The organism is Kitasatospora sp. NPDC048715 (assembly GCF_043198905.1).
In the GTDB taxonomy this organism is placed as follows: Bacteria; Actinomycetota; Actinomycetes; order Streptomycetales; family Streptomycetaceae; genus Kitasatospora; species Kitasatospora lactacystinica.
Window position 1 is genome coordinate 220,419 of the sequence record NZ_JBICVH010000007.1, and the last position, 20,081, is coordinate 240,499.

Here is a 20,081-nt window from a genome sequence, read left to right on the forward strand (position 1 = left end):
AGATTCACTGAAATGGATGGAGCACCGATCAACTCTTGTCTATGACAATAGAGTTGTAGTATCCGCGCCCGACCTCGCAGCGGGCGGGTGGCGGCCCTGACCGCCACCCGCCCGCCCGGTCAGGGCCGCGAGTCGAGCACCAGCTGCCGGAGTTCGGCGGTGCACATCATGTAGCCGTCCGGAGTGGGCACGTGGGCGAGGTAGTGGGCGAGGTCCGTGCCCAGCGCGAACACCTTCACCGGGGTCCCCGCGGCGCGGGCCGACTCCACCACCCTGCGCAGCCCGTCCAGGACGGCCGGGTGCCGGGTCTGGTAGGACTCCGCCACCAGGTGGTTGCCTCGGTCCGCGGCCAGGTAGAACTGCACCAGGTCCTTCACCCCGACGAACAGTTCGCTGGCGCCGGCGGCGCAGATCTCCGCCGTGGCGTGCACCGCCGCCGGTGTCTCGATGAACGCGGACAGCGGCACCCCGGCGGGCAGTTCGAGGTGCTTCCTGAGCTGGGCGAACTCCTCCGCGTCGTTGAGGAACGGGACGGAGAGGTGCACCCGGCCCGCGCCGTCGCCGAGCCGCTCGCGCAGCGAGCCGAGCATGGCGTGCAACGCCTCCCGGTAGGCGGTCGACCCCAGCAGCCAGCGTGCGCCGTGCAGGCCCAGCTCGGGGTTGGGCTCGACCGCGACCGGGGCCAGCTCGGTGACGCTGGCGGCGTGGTCGGAGCGGAGGTCGAGCATCCTCAGGATCAGCCGCTGGCCGGGCAGCAGCGCCTCGGTGAAGGCGCACAGCCGGTCGGCGAGCGCCCGCCCGTAGACCGCCGCTTCGGCCGGGCCGCCCTCCAGGGAGTCGAGCGGACTCAGGCCCGCCGCCAGGCAGAGGAACTCCTCCCGGATGAAGAAGCAGTCGACCCGCTTCGCGTCCGGCCCGCAGGAGTTGATCGCGCTGATGTCCTGGAGGTCCGCGATGACCGCGCACGCCGCGCCGAGGTCGGCCGGCGAGGGGGCCCCGGCCCCGGCGTCCGCGTCGGCCCCGGCGCCCGCACCGGACTCGACGACGATCGACTCGCCGTCGAGGTCCAGCACCGCCTCGCCGACCAGGTCGTCGAGGTCCGCCTCGTCGACGCGGAGCACGGGAATTCCCCTGCCCCGGCAGAGCGACTGCATGTGGCCGGTCAGCCCGCCCGAACCGCAGACCACCGCGCGCGCCGCCACGATCGCCTCGTACAGGCCGGCGTCGAGGGAAGGGGCGACGAGGATGGATCCCTCGAGCGGATGTCTCGTGCGGTTGCAGGTGCCCCGCACTTCGCTCTGTGCACCACCGGTCAGCAGGGATCCCTGAATCCGTCGCCCGTCCACCTATTCCTCCTGTTCTTCGGCGGTCGCCATTCCCAGCTGTCGGCGCAGTTGTCGTGGTGTCACGGAGACATCGGTGAGTCGTTCGACCGCGGCCCGGTTGACGACCGCCCTCATCAGGCGGTCGTACCGGGCGGCATCCACCGCAGCGGCCGGACGTTCACCCATGGACCGGATACAGGCGTCCAGTCGGGAATCGAGCAGGTTCCGTTCAATTCGACCGCGCGAGGCCAATCTCCTGGCCTCCAGTACCACAGCGTCCTCGAATTCCCCCCGGGCCGCTTCCTCCAGATTGCCGACACCCCCGCGGCGACCGGCCACGCTTTCGGCCGTTCTTCCGGCCGTGCTTCGAGCCGGACTGCCCACCGAAGTCCACTCCGAAGTCCACCCCGAAGTCCGAGCCGAACTCCGCTCCGCGATCCGAGCCGAAACGTCCTCTTCCACTTCCAGTTGCTCGATCACGTGCGCGGCTACCGCGATCGAATGGTTCTTGATGGCGGCGAGATTGAAGGTGAACGCACCGGTCCGGCCGTTCCGCACGATCTCGTCGCCCTCGCGCAGCGCGCCGACCGCGGACACCGGGCCCGCCACCCCGCCGGGGCCCAGCAGCACCCCCCGTCCGTCGACCTCCAGGCCGCGCCCGGTGCGCGCGTGGGGCTCCGCGATCCCCCGCCGCAGGAGGTTCCGCCAGAGCGGCCGGTCGACCCTGCTGTAGTCCGACTCCCGGCCGAAGTTGGACACCACCAGGTCGGCCTCGATGGTGTGCTCCTCCTGCGGGGAGGCGACCGACACGGCCAGCCGGCCCGACTCCGCCGGCCTGACCGCCTCCACCTTGCCGACGACCAGCCGCACCGCTCCGTCCGCCGCGTGCAGGGCGCGCTCGACGACCGCCATCGTGTACTCCAGCACCCCGACCCGCAGCGCGGCCAGCGCGGTGCCGAACTCGTCCAGCAGGCCCCGCAGTTCCGCGGTGGGGATGCGCTCGATGGCCTCGGGGAGGTGCGGCTCCCACGCCTTGACCACCCGCTCGGCGACCACCACCGGGGAGACGTCGGGATGCTCCCGGACGACCGTCGAGCACGCCGTGTCCCACTCGGCCCGGATCCGGACGAGGAACTCCTCACGGTTCCGGTACGGCTCCAGCAGCGTCTTCGGACAGGGCAGGCGCAGCACCCCGTGCTCGTGGCCGCCGGGGTACGTCCGGAACATCGTCCCGGTCCTGGAGATCAGATGGATCCTCCCGGTGTGGCCCTGGCGCAGCAGCAGGCCCGCCGAGTCGTAGGCGCTCAGCACGGAGCCGACGATGGCGACCGTCGACTCGGACGGGAGCGAGACGAGCTTGCGGATTCCGGCCGCCGAGTAGGGGTTCCGCACGAAGGAGGCGTGGGTGCGGACCTCGGAGGCGAAGACCGGCTCCCGGAGTTCGAGGCCGGTCGCGAGGACGACCTGGTCGGCGCGGAGCACGGTCGCCTCCGGGCTCCGGTCGGCTTCGCCCCCGCGGCCCGACGACTGTTCGATCGTCACATCTACGCCGGTGGGCCGGACTTCCAGGTCGACCGCCTCGCCCTCCGCTTCGACGAGCACGACACCGGGAAGCGCTTCGCGCCTCGCCTCGGCCAGCCGGTCGCTCAGGTAGTCCTGGAAGATCCGCCGGGGCGCCGGCCCCTGCTCGACGAACCGGAGCCCGGCCCAGGGCTCCGGCCAGCCGCTGCGGTCGGCCTCGTGGTTGGCCCAGCGGACGAAGTCGAGGACGTCCTCGCGGAACACCGACATCCGGCCCGCCTGGATGTTGAACACGTAGTCCCAGGGGTTGCCGTCCCGGTGGTAGGCGACGCCCGCCGAGCGGTAGTCGGAGCGTCGTTCCAGCAGGACGATCTCCAGCGGTCTGCGCGCGAAGCAGAGCAGCCGGATGGCCGTGGCGGTGCCGGCCAGGCCCGCCCCGACTATGAGGACTCTTGGACGCGTACCCGTTCGACTCATGGTCAAGCCTCCGCATCGAAGGATGGGAACCCGGCTCTCCTGTCCCGAACGCCGGGCACGTGGTCTGCTGAGGAAGTGCGGCTCGGACGGAGCGACGCGCTGTCCGAAGTGCCCCAGGATCCTAGAACAGGTGATCCGCCGACCATGACGACTTGTCACGAAAGACGAGTTGGACCGGTACGCCGCGCTCGGCCGGGACTTCACCGCCGTGTACGACTGACGGCGGCGCGGCCGCGGCCCGGCCCCGACGCCGCTCGGCGTTGTTCGACGCCGTTCGGCACCGTTCGGCGGCGGGCCGCGGCGGGGGGACCCTCCGTCACTTCTGGTACGGCGTCCACTCCTGGGCCGGGTTGTCGTCCAGCGGCTCCAGGGTGACCGGCTGGTTCGGACCGTTGGCCTGGAGGCCCGTGCGGCGGTCCTTGACGCTCTCGACGACGGTGCGCTCGGAGCCGATGTCGAAGATCCACCGCTGGGCGGGGTCGTTCGCGTTGCAGCCCTTCAGGGTCACGGGGTTCCCGACACCGTTGTCGGTGACGCACCGGTCGTAGTGGGTGCCCTTGATGCGGAAGCTGCCGTCGTCGAGCTGGCTGATCACCCAGTCCTGGAAGGTGAGTCGGGCGTCCCGGGTCCAGACCTCGCCGCCCTCGTACTCGTCGAGGTTGGTGCCGTCGCTCGACACCTGGAGGGACACGGCGACCGGGTCCCGCGGGGCGGCCGTGGCCGGGCCGCCGCCGAGGGCGGTGAGGCCGGCGAGGGCGACGGCGGCCGCGAGGACGACGGCGGGCTTCTGGGGGATTCGCACTGCTGCTCCTGGTTCGGGGGGTCGGGGGTTCACGGGCCGGCCGGTCGGAGCCGGTCCGCCGTGAAGTCAGGGGCAGGGCGGGCCGGTTGGGTCGGCGACACGCTGGACGCCCCGACCGATTCCGGCGTTTCACTGGGACGGCGCAAGCTTGTCGGCTCCGGGCCTGTCCGCCGTCGCTCCCGCCCGGCACAATCACCGGTATGACGATCACCACCGGTGCGCCGCCCACGCGCAACACGCCGGTCGCCCTCGCCCGCGGCTTCCTGACCGGAGGCGTGATCGGAGGATCGCTCGCCGCGATGGTCGTCGGCGTCGTCGTCGACGAGCCGGCGCTGTTCGTCGCCGGCCTGGGCCTTCCCATCGCCTACGGCCTGCTGCTCCTCCTCGCCGGCCTGCCGCGACGGGCCCGGGAGGCGGCCGTCGTCCCGCGGACGGCGCTCGCGATGATCGAGAGCCTGGACGTCCCGACGGGCGAGGTGACCGACCGGGCGGTGCGGTTCGACCTCACCGTCGTGCCGGACGAAGGCCCGACGTTCCGGGTGGAGTTCACCCAGGACATCCACGTCGCCGACCTCCCCGACTACCGGCCGCGCGGCGTCCTGGTGGTCCGCTACCCGCCGGACCGGCCGGCAGCCGTGCGCATCGTGAAGCGGCCGACCCCGGAGTGGGAGGAGCGGGCGGCCGGGGCACTGCTCGACTCCGCGCCCGCCTCGACCAAGGTGAGCGAACCGTCCGACAGCTGCGCCGTCCCCTTCCTCGGGTTCCTCGGTCTGCTGCTCGCCGCGGCGGCCGTCGTCCTCCTGTTCCGGGTGGACCTGTTCGAGGACGAACCCGCCGGCCCGCCGTCCTCCTCCGCGAGCCCCTCGGCCTCGGCCTCCGCCTCCTCGTCGTGGTCGACCAAGGTGGTGACGGCCGGGTCCGGCACCGTCGTGCTCGGCCCCGGGCAGTCCTTCCTCGACGAAGGCGAGTTGGGGCGGGCCGTCAACTCGTTGACGCGGAACGGCGAAGCGGGCCCGGTGACGACCCTGCAGGTGACGGACAGCCTGCTGGCGCTGACGTTCTCCTCGACCGACTCGAAGACCCGGGAGTTCGATCCGCTGTCACTGCCCTACGAGCGGTTCCCGGCCCTGGTCGACGAGGCCAGGACCACCCTCGGCGTCCACGCCCCGCAGGCCTGGAGCATCACCGTCCTCCGCACCAACGGCCCCGTCACCATCACGGTCACCGTGGCCGGGCCCGGGGGCGCCGCCGTGCTGGAGGCGGACGGACAGGGCCGGGTGCTGCGGCGCACCTCGGCGCACTGAACCACGGACAGGACGGACGGGAGCGGGGCACACATGAACTGGCACGGAATCCTGGCCCTGTGGTGCGGGGTGTTCGGCGCCGTGGCGCTGGTCGGGTACGGCCGGTCGCTGGCCGGCCTGACCAAGGCGCAGCGGGCCGTACGGGTGAAAGGGCGGATCGAACGGGTGGGGGAGCCGCGCAACGGGAGCTCCCCGAACGACGGGATAGCGGTGGTCGTCCGCTTCCAGGACCCGTCCACCGGCGAGGAGTTCGTCGTCACCAACGACAGCGGGACCGGCGACCGGATCAGCACGGCCTGGGTGGGCCGGGAGGTCGGGATCCGCTACCCGCGCGGGAGGCCGCACGCCTTCCGGTTCGTCAGCGACCTCCAGGCGGGGCGGCAAGGGCTCGCCTGGCCCCACACCGCGGTGTTCCTGATCTACGTCGGGCTGGTGGTCGTCCTCTCGATCGACCGGGGCTGGCCGTGGGCCCTGGTCGCGACCTGCGGTCCGGCCACCGTCCTCGGCGCGTTCTACCTGCCCGGGGAGAAGCAGACGACGAAGAAGCGGCTCGCCGAGTTGTCCGCCATGCTGCCCGTCCCTGGGCGGGTCGTCGCCGTCCTCAGGAACGTCGAGAGCGACGGGGAGGGCGGCACCCAGAGCAGCCGGACGCCGGTCGTCGCCTTCACCACCGAGGAAGGGACGGCCGTCACCGCCTACTACCCCTCGGGCCTGCCGGACTCCGCCGTCCCGGTCGGCGGGGACCTCACGATCCACTACTCCCCCGCCGACCCGGCCGACTTCACGCCGGACCTCGCGGCCACCCGCCGGTCCGTGGCGGGGAACGTCGGCTGCGCGGTGACGGTCCTGGTCGTCGCCGCGGCGACGACCGTCACGGGCGTGGTCCTGCTCCGCCTGTAGCGCTCGACGGCCCGCCAACGGCCCATCGCCGGAGGGGCGGTGGGCCGTCGAGGGGGCTCCGCGTGCGCGCCGCCGTCCGTCCCGCCGTCCGCACCGCCGTCCGTCCCGCCGTCCGCACCGCCCCGGCTCCGTGCGCGCGTGGCCCGCCCCGGCACCCTCAGGGGTGCGCGGCCGCCCGGTCGGAGTCGCTGCGCAGCACGCAGAACTCGTTGCCCTCGGGATCGGCGAGGACCGCCCAACCCGAACCGTCGGGGTTCCGGTGGTCGCCGACGAGGGCGGCGCCGAGGCCGAGCAGCCGCTCCACCTCCTGGTCGCGCGAGGTCTCGGGCCGCAGGCACAGGTGGACCCGGTTCTTGACCGTCTTCGCCTCGGGCACCTGGTTGAAGTACAGGACCGGGCCCTCCGCCAGCAGCACCTGGGTCTCGTGGTCCCCCGGCCGGCAGTCGGGGTCCAGCGGCCTGCCGGTCACACCGCTCCAGAAGCGCGCCAGCCCATAGGCGTCCGCGCAGTCGATCGCCACGTTCTGCAGTACCGAAACCATGCGCGCGAGTCTCCCCGATCCCCGCCCCGAACTCCACCGGGTTGTCCCGGTCTCCCGCCCGTGCGGCCCGGGCTGCCCGTGCGGCCCCCCGGGCGGCGTCACGGCCCGCGTGCAAGCCGTCACGGACGTGCCTACGGTGGAGGTAGTAGCCCAGAGCATCCGGGAGGTTACACCATGACTTCCGAGAAGAAGCCAGTCCAGCTCACAGCACGTACGGTCAGCGGCCACGTGGTCGCCCACGCCCCGATCAGCGGCGACTTCGAGGCCACGCTGACCGACACGGACGGCAAGCCGATCGTGGGGCGGGAGATCACCTTCTACAGCACGGCGAGCGGCCAGCGGGTCGGCTCCGCGACCACCGACCAGAGCGGGATCGCCAAGCTGAACTCCGGATCCAAGATCCTCGACCCGGTCATCGTCGCCAGCACCCTCGCCACCGGCTGCGAAGCCCGGTTCGAGGGCGACGACGAGTACCAGGCGGCCTCCGCCCACGCCGGCACCGCGGTCGGCGTCTGACACACCTCGGCCGGCCGTGCGCGCACCGGCCGGCCACGGCACCGCGCGGCATGCACCGCGCACCGCGAACCGCGCGCTGCGCACTGCGCACCGTGGCCGGCTGTTGCGTACCGTCGGCGGGAAGCAGCGGCCCGGGGACGGTCGGCGAGCCGGAGGCCGTCAGCCCCGAAGGAGCAGGTCCGCGAACTCCCGCACGCGGCCGGTGGTGATCCCTTCGCGCTGCTCGACCGCGAGGGGATGATCGGTCGGTTCCAGTTCGATCAGCGGACGCCGGCCGACCGCGCGGGTGTGGACGTGGGTCTTGAGCAGGAGGGTCGAGTCAGGATAGACGGGCAGCTCGGAGGAGAGCCAGCCGAAGTACGGGGGCTCCTGCTCCCGTGCCGGATCGTCCCACAGGTCGTGCGTCCGGGCGAAGTTCTGCTCGCTCAAGGAGACCCACACGCCCCACGAGAACGTTTCGCCGCTGTCACGCACCGGTATCTCGATCAGGCCGTGGACGTAGAAGTGCCGGCCCTTGACCACGCACTGGTCGGCGGTCAGCTCGCTGTCCCGGCGCCGGGAGTACCGCGGCTTCCAGCCCACCGGCGCCGGAGCCCCGTAGGACAGCGGCGGGCCGTCGTGGCGTTCCGCGCAGCACGCGCACGTGTGGTGGTCGTCGGCAGTCATGGTGCGAGCCTAACGGGCTGGTCAGAGGCGGTTCGGGGGTGGTCCGGCAAGCGGTCCGGCGGGCCGTTCGGCAAGCGGTCCGGCGGGCCGTTCGGTCAGCGGTCCGGTCAGCCGACCGCCGGGCTGCGGCGCTCCAGGAGGGCGGCGCCGACGCCCCGCCCCCGCGACCCAGCCGAGCACCCGGTCGAACCCCTCGAACCCGCCGGACCCGCCGGACCCGTCGGACCCACCGGACCCGTCGAGGGCGACGAGGCGGTGCTCGGCCGTGCGCGCCGCGTCGAACGCCTCCCAACCCGGCACGCCGGTCTCGAAGGTGGCGTCGCCGCCGTCGATGTCCGACCGGTAGATCTCCAGGACCTGCGCGGCGTGCGCCGGGGTCATCGCGGCGACGTTCACCACCCCGCTCATGCGGCGGCCTCGATGCCGAGTTCCGCCATCAGGGCGCGGACACGCTGCTCGATCGCGTCGCGGATCGGGCGGACGGCGTCGACGCCCCGGCCCGCCGGGTCCGCCAACTGCCAGTCCAGGTAGCGCTTTCCGGGGAAGTACGGGCAGGCGTCGCCGCAGCCCATGGTGATCACCACGTCCGAGGCCCGGACCGCCTCGACGGTGAGCACCTTGGGCGTCTCGGCGGAGAGGTCGATCCCCACCTCGGCCATCGCCCGGACCGCGGCCGGATTGACGGAGTCGGCGGGCGCCGACCCGGCCGACCGGACCTCGACCCGGTCCCCGCCGAGCCGGGTGAGGAAGGCGGCGGCCATCTGGGAGCGGCCGGCGTTGTGCACGCAGACGAACAGCACGGACGGCTTGGACTCAGACACGGGCGGAACCTTCGGGTTCGGGGGCGGTGGTGGAGGTGGTGGGGGTGGGGGTGGCGGTGGGGGTGGCGGTGGGGGTGGGGGTGGCGGGCCGGGGGAAGTACCGGCGGGCGGCGAGGGCCACGTGGACGAGGCCGATCAGGACGGGCACCTCGATCAGCGGGCCGACCACTCCGGCGAGGGCCTGGCCGCTCGCGGCGCCGAAGGTGGCGATGGCGACGGCGATGGCCAGTTCGAAGTTGTTGCCCGCCGCGGTGAACGCGAGGGTGGTGGCGCGCGGGTGGTCCAGTCCCACCGCGCGGCCCAGCGCCAGGGAACCGGCCCACATGACGGCGAAGTAGACCAGCAGCGGCAGCGCGATCCGGGCGACGTCCAGGGGCTGCGCGGTGATGGCGCGGCCCTGGAGCGCGAACAGGACGACGATCGTGAACAGCAGCCCGTACAGCGCGAACGGGCCGATGCGCGGCAGCAGCGCCGTCTCGTACCAGGCACGGCCGCGGGCCTTCTCGCCCAGGCGGCGGGTGAGGTAGCCGGCGGCGAGCGGGATGCCGAGGAAGATCAGCACGCTGCGGGCGATCTCCCACACCGGGACGTCGAGCGCGGTCCGCTCCAGGCCGAGCCACCCGGGCAGCACGGACAGGTAGAACCAGCCCAGCGCGCCGAAGGCGACCACCTGGAAGAGCGAGTTCAGGGCGACGAGGACGGCGGCGGCCTCTCGGTCGCCGCCGGCCAGGTCGTTCCAGATGATCACCATGGCGATGCAGCGGGCGAGGCCGACGACGATCAGCCCGGTGCGGTACTCCGGCAGGTCGGGCAGCAGGAGCCAGGCGAGGGCGAACATCAGGGCGGGCCCGACGAGCCAGTTCAGCAGCAGGGAGGGGAGCAGCAGGCGGCGGTCGCGGGTGACGGTGTCCAGGCGGTCGTAGCGGACCTTGGCGAGCACCGGGTACATCATCACCAGCAGGCCGAGCGCGATCGGCAGGGAGACGCCGGTGACGGTCACCTTCGCGAGCGCGTCGCCCAGGCCGGGGACGAGCCGGCCGAGGCCGATGCCGAGGACCATCGCGACGAGGATCCACAGCGCGAGGTAGCGGTCGGTGAACGACAGCCGGCCGGCCACCGGGGCGGGCGCCCCCGCTTCGGCGCTCACTCGGCGGCGCCGAGGGACGCCCGGCGGGTGAGGATGCCCGCGAGGCGGTCGGTCGTCTCGGGGACCAGTCGGTAGTACACCCAGGTACCGCGGCGCTCGGAGTCGATCAGCCCGGCCTGCCGCAGCAGCTTCAGGTGGTGGGAGATCGTCGGCTGGGACAGGTCGAAGGCCGGCGTCAGGTCGCAGACGCACACCTCGCCTCCGGCGCCGGAGGCGATCATCGACAGCAGCCGCAGCCGCACCGGATCGCCCAAGGCCTTGAAGAGCGGCGCCAGTTCGGCGGCCTGGTCAGCGTCCAGCGGGGCGCTCAGCAGCCGGGGGCAGCAGCCGTCCGCGGCGTCGTCCCGATCGAGCAGCGGGAGTTCCTGTTTCGACATGCTTCTATGTTGACGAATATCGATCCAGAGTGCAAGGCTGAATCGACAGACATCGATACAGGCTCGTTCGGTCCTTTGCTCCCTTCCAGCCCTTTGCTCCCTTCGAGCCCTTCCAGCCCTTCCAGCCCGTTGGAGGCCACCGTGTCCCGTGTCCAGCTCGCCCTGCGCGTCGCCGACCTCGAAGGCTCCATCGCCTTCTACTCCAAGCTCTTCGGCACCGAGCCCGCCAAGCGCCGCCCCGGCTACGCCAACTTCGCCGTCACCGAGCCCCCGCTGAAGCTCGTCCTCATCGAGGGCGAGCCCGGCGAGGACACCCGCCTCGACCACCTCGGCGTCGAGGTCGCCTCCACCGAGCAGGTCACCGCCGCCACCACCCGCCTGCGCGAGGCCGGCCTCGCCACCTTCGAGGAGAACGACACCTCCTGCTGCTACGCCGTCCAGGACAAGGTCTGGGTGACCGCCCCCGGCAAGGAGCCCTGGGAGGTCTACGTCGTCAAGGCCGACGCCGACAGCCTCGGCAAGAGCGCCGCCGGCGCACCGGAGGCCTGCTGCACGGGCACCGGCGAGGCGTCCCGCTGAACCGCCCGGAGTGGGAAGTCGGCCCGGCCGACTTCCCACTCCGCCTCCCGGGCCCACGTCCTTCGACCCGGGGCTTCCGCGCGTCGGACTTCCGCCAGTACGTCCGCGACGCCCCGCGGCACGGCTTCCGCCGACGACGGCGGCCACCTTCACATCGACCACTCCCCCGGACACTTCCACCTCGCCGAAGGGTCTCTGCCGCCGGTGGTCAACAGCCCGCACGGAGGCATGCCCCGGTGATCCGCACCGTGTCCGTCCAGCGGGGCCCGTGCCACCGCCGGACAGACGCGTCGAGGGTGTTCAGCCCGGTCGTCACAAGCTGATCCTGGACACCTCGACCCTTTGGGGGGTCGGACCTTCGGATCTACCCGTCTAGGGTGAGCCGCATGGGAAAGACGCAGGTGGGCGGGCTGGTCGGCCGATGGGCCCGGCTCCTGGACCGGGCGCGGGGCAGCCGACGGGCCGTACCGTTCTCGCACGAGGCGGAGTTGCGGCAAGCCGCCGCACGGATGCGCGGGCGGCTGCTCCGCCACCCCGTGGAAGGGCCGTGGCAGGAGCGGGCCTACTGGGACCCGCTGCCGGCCGCGCGGGAGATGACCGGTTCCGTGGGCGACGGCCGCTGGGAGCAGCGCAGCCGGCTGAACGTGCCGGGCCCGTTCTACGCCGGCGAGACCGACAGCGGGCTGAACGGCCCGTACTACCTCCCCGAGCACGTGCTCTCGGGCGACGAGCACTGCGAGTTCGTCCACCGCCAGCCCGCCAACCCCCGCGAGGTGGCCGCCCTGGTGGAGATCGCCCACGGCGAGCCGCTGGGCGGCTACGCCTGGGACGGCGACCGGCACTGGACCCCGCAGGCGGTGCGCGACTGGTGGTCGCGCCGGGACGAGGTGCGGGCCTGGATCACGGGCGAGCTGGAACTGGGCGACGACGGCCGGAACGAGCCGGAGGCCCTGCGGCAGTACGCCGCCTACCTGGACGACGGGCTGGAGGCCTACCTGCGCGGCTACCTGTTCTGGCTCGCCGAGGGCCGCGAGCCGCAGACCGGGGAGGCGCTCCCGGAGCTCTGACGGCCCGCGCCCCGGGCTACCGCGACTCTCCATTCGGCGTGGGACAGGACGGCAGCACCGTCGCCATCGTCGAGTGGGAGAGCAACCGGACCCGGCCCGACGTCCCGCCTTCGAGGAGACCGTCCCCGCCTTCGAGGAGACCGTCCGGGCCGCCGTGAACACCTTGCACTGATCCGCGAGATCACAGTGGGGTGATCACTGATGGATCGTCACATTCCTTTAGGGTGGCGGCCATGAGCGACCCGCACCCCACCTCGTCCTTCAACGCCGCCAACACCGACCCGGCCGTCACCGACCGGCTCATCGCCGTACTGGACGCCCAGGCGGCCAACCCCGGGGTGCGGCGGCTGCGCGCGTGGGCGCACGCACAGCTCGCCGTACGCCCCGGGGAGCGCGCGCTGGACGTCGGCGCCGGCACCGGGTCGGAGACCCAGGTGCTCGCGGCCGCGGCCGCCCCGGGGGCCGGGGCGACGGACCGCGCCACCGGCACCGCGATCGGCCTCGAACCCAACCCCGGGCTCCGGGCCGTCGCCGAGCAGCGCGCCGCCGAGGCCGGCAGCGCGGCCCGCTTCCTGGACGGCGACGCGCTCGACCTGCCACTGCCCGACGGGGAGTTGGACGTGGTCTGGTGCGAGCGCGTCCTCCAGCACCTCCCCGATCCGGCGAAGGCCGTCGCCGAGATGGCCCGGGTGCTGCGTCCGGGCGGCCGGATCGCGCTGCTGGACACCGACTGGGCCACCTTCGTGCTCCATCCGGCCGCCCCGGAGATCCGCCCCGCCCTGGCGGCCGTCGTCGAGGGCACCGCCGCCACCCCGGACGCCGGGCGCCGCCTCGCGGGCCTGCTGGTCGAGGCCGGACTGGCCGTCGACCACCTCGGCGCCGACGTCCTGCTGCACGACTCCCGCACGGTCACCCGGCCGATCGTCCGCGGGATCGGCGCGGCGGCCGTCGGCCGGGGCCTGATCACCGAGGAGCAGCGCGACCGGCTCTACGCCGACCTCGACGCGGCCGCCGAACACGGGACGTTCCACCTGTCGGTGGCGATGTTCGCCGCGGTCGCCCACCGGCCACGCTGACCGGCGGCGCCCACCGGTGGCGCCGACCGGCCGCCGGGGTTGAGACCACCCTGGCGAAGGTCGACGCGGACCTTCACGCCGGCCGCATACCCGTCACCCGGCTGCGCCAGCGCGGCCTGGCGGCCTCGTACCCGGCGGAGCTCACGGTGAGGCGGCGGCTGGCCGAGGTCTACCACCTGTACGGCGAGCCGGCCGAGGCGGGCCGCTGGGCGCACCTCGACGCGGACCGGTCTCGTCCTCACCGGGCTGGTGCTCCTGGGCTTCGCGGTGCTCGGCGCCGTCACCTTCGTCCGCTGGTGGCTCTGACTCCGGTACTCCGGTGCCCCGGCGCTCCGGCGCTCCGGCCGTCCGGCACTGCGGCGCTCCGATGCCCCCGGCCCTTCGCTCAGAGCCGGTGCAGCGCCGCCTCGCAGAGCCGGCACCGCTGCTGCTCCAGCTCGGGCGGGTACCACGGCTCACCCGGCCGGGCGGGACGGTAGTGGGCGTGCTCCATCGGGGCGGTGTCCAGCCCGCAGAGAGTGCGCGCCTGCGGGTCCTCCGGGACGTCCGGATCCTGGCCGGCGGCGTGCACCGCGACCACGCCCGGGCCGACGCCCTCGGGTCCGAGGGCCTGGTCCGGGGCCAGTTCGAAGAGGACGACGATCGCAGCCACGGTCCCACCGTGGCGGGCGGCGGCCGTCCGCGCATTTCGATCTTCACCCCGCCGAGGGGTCCCGGTGGCGCGGGCCCCCGGGCCGGGGCCGGTCCGCTAGCCGCGGTAGCAGGAGCCGCCAGGCCCCGTGTCCGGGGAGCCCATCCCGAAGACGTACAGCAGGAACAGCAGCACGGCCGCCACCACCAGCACGACCCACTTCACCTCCGGCTCGGTGCCCTCGGGCAGCACGGCCACCAGGACGGCCTGCAGGAGGACCAGCAGCACGGTCATTCCGATCCAGCCGACCGGCAGGCTCAGCGCCATCGACACCCGGGTCGGCACGTCCATCCCCCGCGGGCAGTCCGCCCACCTGCGCGCGACCAGCAGCGCCCCCAGGACGGTGACCGCCGCCGCGAGCAGCGGTCCGGCGGCGTACCACCCGCAGCCGTGCGATCTGTTGCGCTCCACCGATGCCGTCATCCCCGCCGGTCCCCCTCGCCCACGCCCACGTTCCCGGACGCACACGCCTCCGGAGCCCCGTGCGGTTCCCGGGCACGAACACGCGTGGACCCGAAAGCACGTGGGCCCGACGACACACAGCCCCGAATTTCGGCGTCACGGACCTGTCAAAGCCGTGCCCGCGTACTCCAGGATGACAACGCCCCTCGCACGACCGACCGCACCGCACCACCGACCGCACTGCGCCACACCGCACTGCACCGCAGCGACCGGACCCCCAAGGAGCCGCACCATGGGCATCGCACGTCGTGAACTACTCAAGTGGGGCGCGGGATTGGGCGCCGCCATTGTCACGGGCATCGCCCAGCCGGGCGCCGCGTGGGCGGCCGCCGGCGCCACCACCCCGCGCGGCCTGCCGACGGACAGCTGGATGAGCCGCCTGAGCGGCGACCTCTCACTGCTCGACCTCACCATCCCCGGCACCCACGACTCCTGCTGCGAGAACCCCGCCTACGGCACCGAGTGGTCGCACACCCAGAACTGGGGAATCCCCCAGCAGTTGGCCGAGGGGGTCCGCTTCCTCGACATCCGCTGCAACGGCCTCCAGGGCGCGCCCGACGAGCTCGGGATCTACCACTCCGACGCCTACCAGCACATCCGGCTCCAGGACGTGCTCGACCGGTGCCGAACCTTTCTCCAGTCGCACCCCGGCGAGACCGTCCTGATGCGCCTGCGCAACGAGCGCGCCGGCGGCCAGTCGCTCGACGACGCCGAGTTCATGCGGCGGGTCAACCACTACTTCGACGACCTGGGCTACCGCGGCCTGTTCCACTTCTACGGGTGGCCGACGCTCGCCACCGCCCGCGGGAAGGTCGTCCTGATCGCCGACTTCGCCAACCCGTGGGGCCTGATCGACTGGTCCAGCGGCGAGAACGGCTGGTTCGACACCCAGGACCTCTGGCAGACCGGCGGCCTCGACCCGCTGGGGACGAAGGGCGGGCGCATCGTCGCCCAGTTCGACAAGGCCTTCCTCAACCCGGGCCACTCGAAGATGTTCGTCAACTTCCTCTCCTACGCCGGTGGTTACTGGCCGAAAACCAGCTCGCAGGCCCTGATGGACCGCACGGTCTACCCGTATCTGAACGCCCGCACCCAGCAGCGCGCCCGGTTCGGCATCGTGCCGATGGATTTCCCGGACTTCCACGTCAACGTCCTGCAGATGCTGATCGACAAGAACTTCATCTGAACAAGCGGTAGTTGACGAATTCGTGTTCCACCCGCGCCCCGATGTGACGCGTTCTCCGCACCGCGACCGCTCCGCCTCCACCGACGCACGCGGACCGGTGGAACAGGGAGCAGTCACACGGGATCCGGTACGAAGCGGGCCGGGAACGCCCGACCCGTGGTCATGGCCGGCAACGCGGCGTCGCCCCGGCGGCGCCGCGTTGCCGTCTGCCGCTACCGCCTGCCGGTGCCGTCTGCTGCTCGTTGGCGCCCGTTGGCGCTCGTCGGTGCCGTCCGCATCAGCCCGGGGATGTAAACCCGTGGGCCAATACGACGTGACGAAGGATCAATCGACGGGCTGATGTTGCCCACCCGGCCCGCGTGACAGCGTTCCACGCATGGACACCACGCCGCTGGACACCACGCCGACCGCACGCCGTACCGGACCGACCCGCCGCCGCATGCTGGGCACCGCGCTCGCCCTCGGCGCCGTCGCACCGCTGGGCCTCGCCCGCACCGCCTCGGCCGCTCCCGCTGCCGCCCCGGCCGCCGCTCCCGCCCCCTCCTCCGGCGCCGCGTCCCCCTCCCGCCTCACCCTGGCCGCGCCCACCGGCCCCTTCCCGGTCGGCATGGTGCCGCTGCACCTGCGCGACGAGTCCCGGCCGGACCCGAACGCCCGGCCCGGCAAGTTCCGCGAGCTGATGGCCACCGTCTGGTACCCGGCCCGGACCGCGGACGCCGCCGCCTACCCGCTCGCCCCCTGGATGACCGAGGGCGCGCTCAAGGCCTTTCTCGACGATGTCGGCTTCCCCCTCCCGGTCTCGCTCGCCCCGCTCACCGCCGGCCACCAGGGCGCACCCGTCCACCGGGCCGGCCGGCCGCTGCCGGTCATCCTCTACTCGCACGGCGCGGGCGGCCACCGCGGCGACCACACCATCGTGGTCCAGGAGTTGGCCAGCCACGGCTTCGCCGTCGTCACCGTCGACCACACCCACGACGGCATCACCGAATTCCCGGACGGGACCGTCGTCACCCGGGACGGCGTCGCCCCGGGCCTGTACCCGAGGGACTACGCCGCCGACCTGCTCTTCCTGCTCGACCGCGTCGTCGACCTCGCCAACGGCCGCAACCCCGACGTCGACGGCCGCACCCTGCCGAACGGCCTGCTCGGCGGCCTCGACGCCCGGAACATCGGCGCCTTCGGCTGGTCCAAGGGCGGCACCGCCGTCGGCCTCGCCATGGTCGCCGACCAGCGCATCCGCGCCGGGCTGACCCTGGACGGGCGAATGGAGTCGAACCCCGCCATCACCACCGACATCGACCGTCCGTTCATGATGATGACCGCCAACTACACCCGGGCGACCAGCCCCTACATCGCGACCTTCTGGGGCCACCTGCGCGGCTGGCGCCTCGACGTCCAGGCCACCGGCGCCGTGCACAACTCGTACGGCGACAACATGACGCTGATCCCGCAGGCGGGCCGGCTGATCGGCCTGACCGAGGAGCAGATCCAGTCCCAGGTCGGCACCCTCGACCCCGACCGCGGCGTCCTCATCCAGCAGGCCTACCCGCGCGCCTTCTTCGACCTCCACCTGCGGGGCCGCCACTGCGGCAAGCTGCTCGACGGCCCGTCGAAGGCCTTCCCCGAGGTCGTCCACCACCCGTAGGACCTCGTACGGCCGCGGGCGCCGTAAGCCCGGCACGGCGGCGGGCGGCCGCCACGGGGGTGCGGCCGCCCGCCCCTAGCCGCGCCCCGCCAACGCCACACCCGTCCGGTACAGCTCCACCAGCAGCGGCCGCAGCGCCTCCCCGGCCGGCGTCAACCGGTACGAGGTCCGCACCGGGAACCCACGCCGCCGCTCCCGCACCGCCAACTCCCGCTCACCCAACGTCTGCAGACGCTCCGCGAGCACCTTCGAGCTGATCTCCGGCAGCCGCTCCCGCAACTCCCCGTACGAGGCGGGCCCGTGCATCAGCTCGCGCAGCACCAGCGTCGTCCACCGGCCGGCCACCGCCGCGAGCGCCACCTCCACCGGACAGTCCGGCTCCGGACGGGCGGTGCGGCCGCGCCCGTCCGGCACCAGCTCCTCGTCCCAGCCCCGCTCACCCCACCCGTCACTTCCCGTTTGGTGACCCACGCCGGGCCGGTCTTCACTGCTCGCATGACTCACCCCACCACCCTCCCCCCGAGCACCGACCCGGCACAACACCCGGCCGTCTTCGCCGCCGCCTTCAACTCCGGCCGCCCGGAACTGCTCGCCCGGGTCTACGAGCCCGGCGCGGTCTTCGTCCCCACCCCCGGCGCCACCACCACGGGCCACGAACTCCACCGCGCCAACGCCGAGTTCCTCGCTCTCGGCCTGCCCATCACCGTCCGCCCCCGGCACACCTACGTCGCCGACGACATCGCCCTGCTCATCGTCGACTGGGAGATCACCGGCACCACCCCCGACGGCACCGACATCCACCTCACCGGCACCGCCACCGACGTCGCCCGCCGCGACCCGGCCGGCCACTGGCACTACGTGATCGACAACCCCTTCGGCACAGCCGCCCGGCCGTGACCGGGCGACCGCTCAACCCTCGGTCCGCACCTTCGGGTTGACCGTGCAGAAGTAGACCCGGCCGGTCTGCTTGTCGAAGTAGAAGCTCCCCGAATACTGGGTCCGGGTGATCGACTCGTCGAAGGCCGTGCTGTGGAGCCATCCGGTCGCGCCACCCACCTCAGTGGCGATCTCCTCCGGGACCCCGCACTCGATGACGGTCTCCTCCCACGTTCCGCTCGACGTGATCGCCGCCAGCGTCGCCGGCTCGACCTGCGCCACCCCGTCCAGGCTCACGTCGGTCGGTCCGGGAACCCAATCCACGGAGTTCTGGGTCAACACCCGGCTGACCCACGTGGCCCCGGACAGCGAACCCAACTGCGGAAAGCGACGCTTCAGCGGGTCGAGGTCCGTCCGCACCGTCGGCGTCGGCGTCGGGGGCTCCGCCGCCGTACAGGACGCCACCAGCGGCAGGCCGGTGATCAGTGCCAGGGCCGGAACGACCAGCGCGGCCAGGGGCCTTGAGCGCTGCTTCACACGAGGGCGGTCCACGAACCCGATCATTCCACCACGGTGCCGATCGCATGTCCCTCTCGCCGGAGGAACGGCTCCCCGGTGAGGTCCCCGCCTCCACCTGCAACCACTCGGAGCACCTCTCCTTTTCCCCGGCCCCCCAACAGCACCCTGCCAACGGGCAAGCACCGGGAGCGCCCCGTCCGTTCGCCGGATGGAGCGCTCCCTGAGCTTGTCCTACTGCACCCTGACGGCTGGTGGACTACTGCCGGACGAAGGCCTCATCGGCCATCGAGACCCCGGTCAGCTGCAGCCGCTCCTGCCCCTCGTACGTGAAGTACTGGAAGTACCTCTCGCACGTCGGATAGCCGGCGACGGACGTCAACGTGGCCCACGCTCCGGTCCCGGCGTCCTCCACCTTGCCATGCTTCCACGTGCCGGTGAACTGCACCGGCGTGGGCGACTTCTCCCCACGGCATGCGGCAGGCAGCAGGCTCACCTCCCCGAGCTTGCCGCCCTCCAGGAACTGGATCGACCCGATGCCCGACTTCCAGGTCCCGACCACCGGCGGCTTCCCGTCGGGCCCGGCCGAACACCCCACCGCCAACGGCAACACCGACGCCACGGCGACGGCCAGGCCGCTCCCGCCCCGACGCACTACACCCTTGAGAACGATCGCTGTTCACTCCCCCGCGGACGGGCGCCCAGGCCGGCCACCTGCCCCCTGTATTCCTCGTGCAGGAAAGTCTGGCAGTCCTGCCTCGGCTGTAGTCCCGCAGGGTCTCGAAGACCCTCGACCCGGCTTTGTCACCCGATCACTCCTCTTCCCCCCACTGACCGTGGCTCCCGGTGAACCGCGTCCCGGCGTATGAGGCTGTGCCCCGCGTCCCGCTCAGGGAGGCGGGGCACCCGCACACAGGTCGAGCTCTCGGCACTGCACGGAAATCTTCTCCATGTCGAGCGCCACGCGATCCTCGACCGGCGCACCGTCGCGCCGAACCGCCGCCCGGTACTCGCCTTGGAGGCGTCGCGGTATGGCGACCATCCGTGTGGAGGGTGTGGAGCACACCGTCAACATTGACCGAGTGCGCCTTCCGCGCGGGGAAGGTCCGCCCTTGACAGGAGACCTGATCGATCGTCTCACCGCTGGCCTCAGCATCACCAACCACTGGCCGTTGCACAGGCTGCCACCGAGGAAGATGCCAACTCCGGGGTTCTGCCTCCCTATGATGTCCGCGAGCGGAACGCATCCACGCGTGGCGATCCCCGGCGACGCCGAGCAGATGGCACACCGGTCTTCTCGGCCTGCCAGGTCAGCTCGGGCCCGTAGCCGCTGTCGTACGGCGCGACCGCGAATTCGCCACCGGCCGGGGCATTGCCGTTCTCCTTGGCGAGCCGCAGAACCTACTGCCTGAACTCCTCCGACACCGTCGGCCCCGGAAAGGCTCGACCGAACGCCCCCCGCAGACTCAGGTGTGGCAGACGCACCTGATGCAGCATCGTTCCCACCGGGTGCACCGGTGCATGGACTCGCACCGCACAGCACGCCCACGAGAACAGCACGGAACATAGCGGAGCGTCCCACCACG

24 protein-coding genes are annotated in these 20,081 nt (G+C 72.5%); 10 read left to right on the forward strand and 14 right to left on the reverse strand.

What is annotated here, in order from left to right; translation table 11 throughout:
• Positions 1 to 119: 119 nt before the first annotated feature.
• The 3 genes from ACGFSC_RS16090 to ACGFSC_RS16100 all read right to left on the reverse strand — a co-directional run bounded on the left by ACGFSC_RS16090 (position 120) and on the right by ACGFSC_RS16100 (position 4,125).
• The gene (locus ACGFSC_RS16090; protein ID WP_359897687.1) at positions 120 to 1,346 is read right to left on the reverse strand and encodes a putative PEP-binding protein; all 1,227 of its coding nucleotides are present in this window, start codon (positions 1,344 to 1,346) and stop codon (positions 120 to 122) included.
• Complete coding sequence (locus tag ACGFSC_RS16095; RefSeq protein ID WP_359897686.1) at positions 1,347 to 3,323, reverse strand: FAD/NAD(P)-binding protein; 1,977 nt, start codon at positions 3,321 to 3,323, stop codon at positions 1,347 to 1,349.
• 316 nt (positions 3,324 to 3,639) lie between these two features.
• Entirely contained in the window at positions 3,640 to 4,125 is a 486-nt protein-coding gene (locus ACGFSC_RS16100; protein ID WP_359897685.1) for a ricin-type beta-trefoil lectin domain protein, read from the reverse strand.
• Positions 4,126 to 4,325: 200 nt separating this feature from the next.
• Between ACGFSC_RS16100 and ACGFSC_RS16105 the strand changes: the two genes are divergently transcribed.
• Together ACGFSC_RS16105 and ACGFSC_RS16110 are read left to right on the forward strand one after the other, a co-directional pair.
• Positions 4,326 to 5,429 (forward strand): hypothetical protein, encoded by a 1,104-nt coding sequence (locus tag ACGFSC_RS16105; protein ID WP_359897684.1) that lies wholly within the window; start codon positions 4,326 to 4,328, stop codon positions 5,427 to 5,429.
• Positions 5,430 to 5,462: 33 nt separating this feature from the next.
• Positions 5,463 to 6,329 (forward strand): DUF3592 domain-containing protein, encoded by an 867-nt coding sequence (locus ACGFSC_RS16110; protein WP_359897683.1) that lies wholly within the window; start codon positions 5,463 to 5,465, stop codon positions 6,327 to 6,329.
• 157 nt (positions 6,330 to 6,486) lie between these two features.
• On the opposite strand, the gene ACGFSC_RS16115 is transcribed toward ACGFSC_RS16110, so the two are convergent.
• Positions 6,487 to 6,870 carry a VOC family protein gene (locus tag ACGFSC_RS16115; RefSeq protein ID WP_359897682.1) on the reverse strand — a complete coding sequence of 128 codons (384 nt, stop codon included), beginning with the start codon at positions 6,868 to 6,870 and terminating at the stop codon, positions 6,487 to 6,489.
• Positions 6,871 to 7,044: 174 nt separating this feature from the next.
• Between ACGFSC_RS16115 and ACGFSC_RS16120 the strand changes: the two genes are divergently transcribed.
• Positions 7,045 to 7,386 (forward strand): Ig-like domain-containing protein, encoded by a 342-nt coding sequence (locus ACGFSC_RS16120; RefSeq protein ID WP_359897681.1) that lies wholly within the window; start codon positions 7,045 to 7,047, stop codon positions 7,384 to 7,386.
• A gap of 159 nt (positions 7,387 to 7,545) precedes the next feature.
• Here ACGFSC_RS16120 and ACGFSC_RS16125 read toward each other — a convergent pair whose 3' ends face one another.
• The 5 genes from ACGFSC_RS16125 to ACGFSC_RS16145 are packed head-to-tail and all read right to left on the reverse strand — an operon-like array spanning position 7,546 to position 10,397.
• Positions 7,546 to 8,052, reverse strand: coding sequence for a DUF2199 domain-containing protein (locus ACGFSC_RS16125; RefSeq protein ID WP_359897679.1), 507 nt, complete (start codon positions 8,050 to 8,052; stop codon positions 7,546 to 7,548).
• Positions 8,053 to 8,073: 21 nt separating this feature from the next.
• Positions 8,074 to 8,460 carry a hypothetical protein gene (locus ACGFSC_RS16130; RefSeq protein WP_359897678.1) on the reverse strand — a complete coding sequence of 129 codons (387 nt, stop codon included), beginning with the start codon at positions 8,458 to 8,460 and terminating at the stop codon, positions 8,074 to 8,076.
• On the reverse strand, positions 8,457 to 8,873 hold the full coding sequence (locus tag ACGFSC_RS16135) for an arsenate reductase ArsC (RefSeq protein ID WP_359897677.1): 417 nt from the start codon (positions 8,871 to 8,873) through the stop codon (positions 8,457 to 8,459). The genes ACGFSC_RS16130 and ACGFSC_RS16135 overlap by 4 nt, the downstream gene beginning before the upstream one ends.
• Complete coding sequence (gene arsB / locus ACGFSC_RS16140) at positions 8,866 to 10,020, reverse strand: ACR3 family arsenite efflux transporter (protein WP_359897676.1); 1,155 nt, start codon at positions 10,018 to 10,020, stop codon at positions 8,866 to 8,868. The genes ACGFSC_RS16135 and arsB overlap by 8 nt, the downstream gene beginning before the upstream one ends.
• On the reverse strand, positions 10,017 to 10,397 hold the full coding sequence (locus ACGFSC_RS16145; protein ID WP_359897675.1) for a metalloregulator ArsR/SmtB family transcription factor: 381 nt from the start codon (positions 10,395 to 10,397) through the stop codon (positions 10,017 to 10,019). The genes arsB and ACGFSC_RS16145 overlap by 4 nt, the downstream gene beginning before the upstream one ends.
• A gap of 141 nt (positions 10,398 to 10,538) precedes the next feature.
• On the opposite strand from ACGFSC_RS16145, the gene ACGFSC_RS16150 reads away from it, so the two are divergent.
• The 4 genes from ACGFSC_RS16150 to ACGFSC_RS16165 all read left to right on the forward strand — a co-directional run bounded on the left by ACGFSC_RS16150 (position 10,539) and on the right by ACGFSC_RS16165 (position 13,598).
• Positions 10,539 to 10,976, forward strand: coding sequence for an ArsI/CadI family heavy metal resistance metalloenzyme (locus tag ACGFSC_RS16150; RefSeq protein WP_359897674.1), 438 nt, complete (start codon positions 10,539 to 10,541; stop codon positions 10,974 to 10,976).
• Between the two features lie 386 nt (positions 10,977 to 11,362).
• Positions 11,363 to 12,043 carry a ferredoxin gene (locus ACGFSC_RS16155; protein WP_359897673.1) on the forward strand — a complete coding sequence of 227 codons (681 nt, stop codon included), beginning with the start codon at positions 11,363 to 11,365 and terminating at the stop codon, positions 12,041 to 12,043.
• 233 nt (positions 12,044 to 12,276) lie between these two features.
• Entirely contained in the window at positions 12,277 to 13,119 is an 843-nt protein-coding gene (locus ACGFSC_RS16160; RefSeq protein WP_359897672.1) for a methyltransferase domain-containing protein, read from the forward strand.
• Between the two features lie 86 nt (positions 13,120 to 13,205).
• Positions 13,206 to 13,598, forward strand: a complete 393-nt coding sequence (locus ACGFSC_RS16165; RefSeq protein ID WP_392863521.1) for a DUF6584 family protein — start codon at positions 13,206 to 13,208, stop codon at positions 13,596 to 13,598.
• Here ACGFSC_RS16165 and ACGFSC_RS16170 read toward each other — a convergent pair.
• Both ACGFSC_RS16170 and ACGFSC_RS16175 read right to left on the reverse strand, forming a co-directional pair.
• Entirely contained in the window at positions 13,505 to 13,771 is a 267-nt protein-coding gene (locus tag ACGFSC_RS16170; protein WP_053111985.1) for a hypothetical protein, read from the reverse strand. The genes ACGFSC_RS16165 and ACGFSC_RS16170 overlap by 94 nt on opposite strands.
• Before the next feature lie 96 nt (positions 13,772 to 13,867).
• Entirely contained in the window at positions 13,868 to 14,221 is a 354-nt protein-coding gene (locus ACGFSC_RS16175; protein WP_359897671.1) for a hypothetical protein, read from the reverse strand.
• Between the two features lie 283 nt (positions 14,222 to 14,504).
• On the opposite strand from ACGFSC_RS16175, the gene ACGFSC_RS16180 reads away from it, so the two are divergent.
• Together ACGFSC_RS16180 and ACGFSC_RS16185 are read left to right on the forward strand one after the other, a co-directional pair.
• Positions 14,505 to 15,458 carry a phosphatidylinositol-specific phospholipase C gene (locus tag ACGFSC_RS16180; protein ID WP_359897670.1) on the forward strand — a complete coding sequence of 318 codons (954 nt, stop codon included), beginning with the start codon at positions 14,505 to 14,507 and terminating at the stop codon, positions 15,456 to 15,458.
• A 376-nt stretch (positions 15,459 to 15,834) separates the two neighbouring features.
• Positions 15,835 to 17,103 carry an acetylhydrolase gene (locus ACGFSC_RS16185; RefSeq protein ID WP_359897669.1) on the forward strand — a complete coding sequence of 423 codons (1,269 nt, stop codon included), beginning with the start codon at positions 15,835 to 15,837 and terminating at the stop codon, positions 17,101 to 17,103.
• Positions 17,104 to 17,178: 75 nt separating this feature from the next.
• Here the strand turns inward: ACGFSC_RS16185 and ACGFSC_RS16190 are convergent, their stop codons facing one another.
• The gene (locus tag ACGFSC_RS16190) at positions 17,179 to 17,574 is read right to left on the reverse strand and encodes a helix-turn-helix domain-containing protein (protein WP_359897668.1); all 396 of its coding nucleotides are present in this window, start codon (positions 17,572 to 17,574) and stop codon (positions 17,179 to 17,181) included.
• Between the two features lie 24 nt (positions 17,575 to 17,598).
• Between ACGFSC_RS16190 and ACGFSC_RS16195 the strand changes: the two genes are divergently transcribed.
• Complete coding sequence (locus ACGFSC_RS16195; RefSeq protein WP_359897667.1) at positions 17,599 to 18,000, forward strand: DUF4440 domain-containing protein; 402 nt, start codon at positions 17,599 to 17,601, stop codon at positions 17,998 to 18,000.
• Positions 18,001 to 18,012: 12 nt separating this feature from the next.
• On the opposite strand, the gene ACGFSC_RS16200 is transcribed toward ACGFSC_RS16195, so the two are convergent.
• Both ACGFSC_RS16200 and ACGFSC_RS16205 read right to left on the reverse strand, forming a co-directional pair.
• A complete protein-coding gene (locus ACGFSC_RS16200) occupies positions 18,013 to 18,531 on the reverse strand; it encodes a hypothetical protein (RefSeq protein WP_359897665.1) in 519 nt (172 codons plus the stop codon).
• Positions 18,532 to 18,754: 223 nt separating this feature from the next.
• A complete protein-coding gene (locus ACGFSC_RS16205; protein ID WP_359897663.1) occupies positions 18,755 to 19,057 on the reverse strand; it encodes a hypothetical protein in 303 nt (100 codons plus the stop codon).
• Positions 19,058 to 20,081: the final 1,024 nt, after the last annotated feature.